Origin of the sequence: Nocardia amamiensis NBRC 102102, from assembly GCF_001612745.1 — a bacterium.
Lineage (GTDB): Bacteria > Actinomycetota > Actinomycetes > Mycobacteriales > Mycobacteriaceae > Nocardia > Nocardia amamiensis.
In genome coordinates, this window is the sequence record NZ_BDBA01000347.1 from 1 (window position 1) to 4,129 (window position 4,129).

At 68.0% G+C, this 4,129-nt stretch carries 3 protein-coding genes; all 3 read right to left on the reverse strand.

The annotated features are described in order from the left end of the window. Nucleotides 1-978, reverse strand: a 978-nt coding sequence (locus NA4_RS37400; protein WP_157129549.1) for a protein kinase domain-containing protein, incomplete at its 3' end; no start/stop codon positions are given. Nucleotides 979-1,015: 37 nt separating this feature from the next. Next, the gene (locus NA4_RS37405) at nucleotides 1,016-2,482 is read right to left on the reverse strand and encodes a peptidoglycan D,D-transpeptidase FtsI family protein (protein WP_067480823.1); all 1,467 of its coding nucleotides are present in this window, start codon (nucleotides 2,480-2,482) and stop codon (nucleotides 1,016-1,018) included. Further along, the gene (locus NA4_RS37410) at nucleotides 2,479-3,966 is read right to left on the reverse strand and encodes an FtsW/RodA/SpoVE family cell cycle protein (protein ID WP_067480826.1); all 1,488 of its coding nucleotides are present in this window, start codon (nucleotides 3,964-3,966) and stop codon (nucleotides 2,479-2,481) included. The genes NA4_RS37405 and NA4_RS37410 overlap by 4 nt, the downstream gene beginning before the upstream one ends. Between the last annotated feature and the right edge of the window lie 163 nt (nucleotides 3,967-4,129).

Below are 4,129 nucleotides of genomic sequence, written 5' to 3' on the forward strand. Positions count from 1 at the left end.
CCCGGCCGCAGGCGCCGAGTAGCGCACCGTCGCGCCGTCGAAATCACTTGGTGCGGAGGGGATCACGGATGTCGGGCCGGGTGGCAGCACCCGGGTGGCCCCGGTCAGCGGTGCGCCGGGATGGGCGCCGCCCGGCAGCGGTGGACGTCGGCCTGCGCGCACCGCGGCGACCGCGTCGGCGAACTCGCCGCCGCGAGCGTAGCGACGCCCGGGGTCCTTCTCCATCGTGATCTCGATCAGTTCGCGCACGTTGCCGGGCAGATCGGCGGGCATCGGCGGCGGGGCTTCGCGGACGTGCTTCATCGCCACGGTGATCGCGCCGTCGCCGGTGAACGGCCGCTGCCCGGCGAGCGCCTCGTAGCCGACCACGCCGAGTGCGTACACGTCGCTGGCCGCGGTGGCGTCCTCACCCACCGCCTGCTCCGGCGCGATGTACTGGGCGGTGCCCATCACCATGCCGGTCTTCGTCACCGGCGACGCGTCCACCGCCTTGGCGATGCCGAAGTCGGTGATCTTCACCTGACCGGTCGGCGTGACCAGGATGTTGCCCGGTTTCACGTCGCGGTGCACCACGCCTGCGCGATGCGCCACGTCCAGCGCACGCCCGGTCTGCTCCAGCATGTCCAAGCCCTGGGCCACCGACAGCCTGCCCAGCCGGTTCAGCACGGTATTCAGTGGCTCGCCCTGGACCAACTCCATGACCAGGTAGGCGGTCTCGCCGCCCTGCGGGTCGATGGTCTCGCCGTAGTCGAAGATCCCGGCGATACCAGGGTGATTCAACTGGGCGGTCGTCTTCGCCTCGGTGCGGAACCGATGCCGGAAGGTCGGGTCGGCCGAGAACTCCGACTTGAGCACCTTGACCGCGACTCGGCGGTCGAGCCTGGTGTCCAGGGCTTCCCAGACCTGACCCATGCCGCCGGTCGCGATCAGTCTCTGCAGCCGGTACCGGTCGGCGATCATCGCACCGTTGTTCAGCATCGAAGTCCCCGTACCTTCACTCGCACATCCATATCGTTCAGCCCCCTCGAAGACCCGCGTCCAGGACCGCGCGAGCCACCGGCGCGGCCACCGAGCCGCCGGTCGCGGCCAGCGCCCGGTCCCCGCCGTTCTCCACGATCACCGCGATGGCGATCTTCGGGTTCTGCGCGGGGGCGAACGCGATGTACCAAGCGTGCGGCGGCGTGCTGCGCGGGTTGGTTCCGTGCTCCGCGGTGCCGGTCTTGGACGCGATCTGATAGCGGGACTGGCCACCTCCGGCGGTGTTGCTCTCCGACGCGATCATCAGGTTGGTCAGGGTCGACGCTACCTCTGCGCTGACCGCTTGTCCGACCGAGACCGGCTTGGTCTTGGACAGCTCGCTCAGATCGGGGCCTTGCAGCTGATCGACCAGGTAGGGCTCCATCCGGACGCCGCCGTTGGCGATGGTAGCCGCGACGACCGCGTTCTGCAGCGGAGTCAGCGCCACATCCCGCTGCCCGATGCTGCTCTGGGCCAAGGCGGCGTCGTCGGGGATCGTCCCGACGGTGCTCTCCGCCACCGGCATCGGGATACCGCGGTGCGGTCCGACGCCGAACGCGGCGGCCTCGTCCTTCAGGTTCGCCGCGCCGACCTTGACGCCGAGTTCGGCGAATGCCGTGTTGCACGACCGCCGAAACGCCTCGAAGAGCGAAGCGGTCGGGTTGGGACCGCAGGTGGAGCCGTTGTAGTTCTCCAGGGTGGTCGTTGTGCCGGGCAGCGTGATGTTCGGTGCCGCGGTGAACTGGTCGTCGGGGGTCGCGGCGCCGTTGGCCAGCGCGGCGGCGGTGACAACCACTTTGAACGTGGATCCGGGCGGGTATGTCTGTGAGATAGCGCGATTCAACATCGGATGGCGCGGATCCGCACTCAGGTTTTCCCACGCCTGGGTGCCGCGCGCGCCGTCGTGCCCGGACAGCAGGTTCGGGTCATAGCTCGGCGTGGACACCATGGTGAGAATCTTGCCCGTGCTCGGCTCGATGGCCACCACCGAGCCCGTGTAGTTCTTACTGGTCATCTGTTCGTAGGCGACCTGCTGCATCACCGGGTTGAGCGTGGTGAGCACATTGCCGCCGCGCGGATCCCGGCCGGAGACCAGGTCGACCAGGCGGCTGCCGAAAAGCTTGTTGTCGGAGCCGTTCAGCACCGAGTCCTCGGCGCGCTCCAACCCGGTGCTGCCGTACTGCATCGAGTAGAAACCGGTGGCAGGCGCGTACGCCTCGGGTTCGGTCGGATAGGTGCGCAGGTACTTGTACCGGTCGTCGGTCGCGACCGAGCTGGCCAGCACTGTGCCGCTGGCCGAGATCTGCCCGCGCTGACGGGAGTATTCGTCCAGCAGCACCCGCGAGTTACGTGGATCGGAGCGCAGATCGTCGGCCTTGATCACCTGAACGTAGGTGGCGTTCGCCAGCAGTGCGACGACCATCACCATCACCGCGACCGCGACCCGGCGTAGTGGAGTGTTCATATCACCGCCCCCGCTTCCGGTCGTCCTGCGTCGCGGCGCAGGAACTCGGTCTGCGCGTCGGCGATCGGCGCCGGTTCCTTCTTGCGCACCGGCGCGGGCGCGCGGGCGGCGTCGGAGATCTTGATCAGCAAAGCCAGCAGCGCGTAGTTGGCCAGCAGCGAAGAGCCGCCATAGGACATGAACGGTGTGGTGAGACCGGTCAGCGGAATCAGTTTGGTGACCCCGCCGACGACGACGAACAACTGGATCGCGATGGTGAACGACAGGCCCGCCGCGAGCAGCTTGCCGAAGCTGTCCCGCACCGCCAGGGCCGTGCGCAGCCCGCGCACCACGAACACCAGGAACAGCACCAGAACCGCGGTGAGGCCGATCAGCCCGAGCTCCTCGCCGATCGTGGTGACGATGAAGTCGGTCTTGGCGAAGGGCACCTGGTTGGGCCGGCCGCTGCCGAGGCCGGTGCCCGCGAGACCACCCGTGGCCAGACCGAATAGCGACTGGGAGATTTGATAGCCGGTGTTGTTGTAGTCGTCGAACGGGTGCAGCCAGGTCTCCACCCGGACCCGGACGTGGCCGAACAGCTGGTAGGCGAAGAAGAAGCCCAGCGCGAGCAGACCGCCGCCGATGACCAGCCAGCCGACCCGCTCGGTGGCGATGTACAGCATCACCAGCACGGTGCTGAAGATCAGCAGCGAGGTACCGAGATCCTTCTCGAACACCAGCACGCCGATGCACACGATCCAGACCGCCAGGATGGGACCGAGATCGCGGCCGCGCGGGAACTCCATACCGAGCACGTGCCGCCCGGCGGCGGTGAACAGCTCGCGCTTGGCGACCAGCACCGAGGCGAAGAAGATGATCAGCAGGATCTTCGCGAACTCACCCGGCTGGACGCTGAACCCGGGCAGCCGGATCCAGATCTTGGCGCCATTGGTCTCGGAGAACTTGCTCGGCAGAATGGCCGGAATGGCCAGTGCGACAAGGCCGATCAGGCCGAGGGTGTAGCTGTAGCGGGCGAGCGTGCGGTAGTCACGCAGGGCGATCAGCAGGGTGATGAACACCAGCGTGCCCAGCGCGGTCCACAGAATCTGCTGATTGGCGTCGGGGGAGGGAAGCGCCCACGAGTTGTAGGCGGCGGTCTGCTGGTCGGCCAGGTCGAGCCGATGGATCAACACGAGCCCGAGTCCGTTGAGCAGCGCGACGATCGGCAGCAGCAGCGGATCGGCGAACGGAGCGAACCGCCGTACCGCCAGGTGCGCGACCCCGAACAACCCCAGGTACGCCAGACCGTACTTGGCGATATCCACGGTGATCGACTGTTCCTGACGACTGGCTTCGACCAGGAAGAGGGACACAGTCGTGATCACCGCCGCCGCGGCGAGCAGCAGCAGTTCGACATTTCGCTTGGTGCTCGGCGGTGGCGCGGGAGCGAAGCCGCCCGGGGGACTGGGAAAGGCTCCAGCCGACGGCGGTGACGGTGCGGACATCAGTCCGTCACCCGACAGTTCTCCCCCGTGGATTGGGGGGTCGGCGACGTGGCCGGAGCCTCCGACTTCGTCGGTGTCTTGATCTCGGTGCCGCGTGCGTCACCCTGCTCCGGCGCCGGGGCCGGAGCAGGTGCGGGCGACGCCGGGGCGGGAGCAGGTGCGG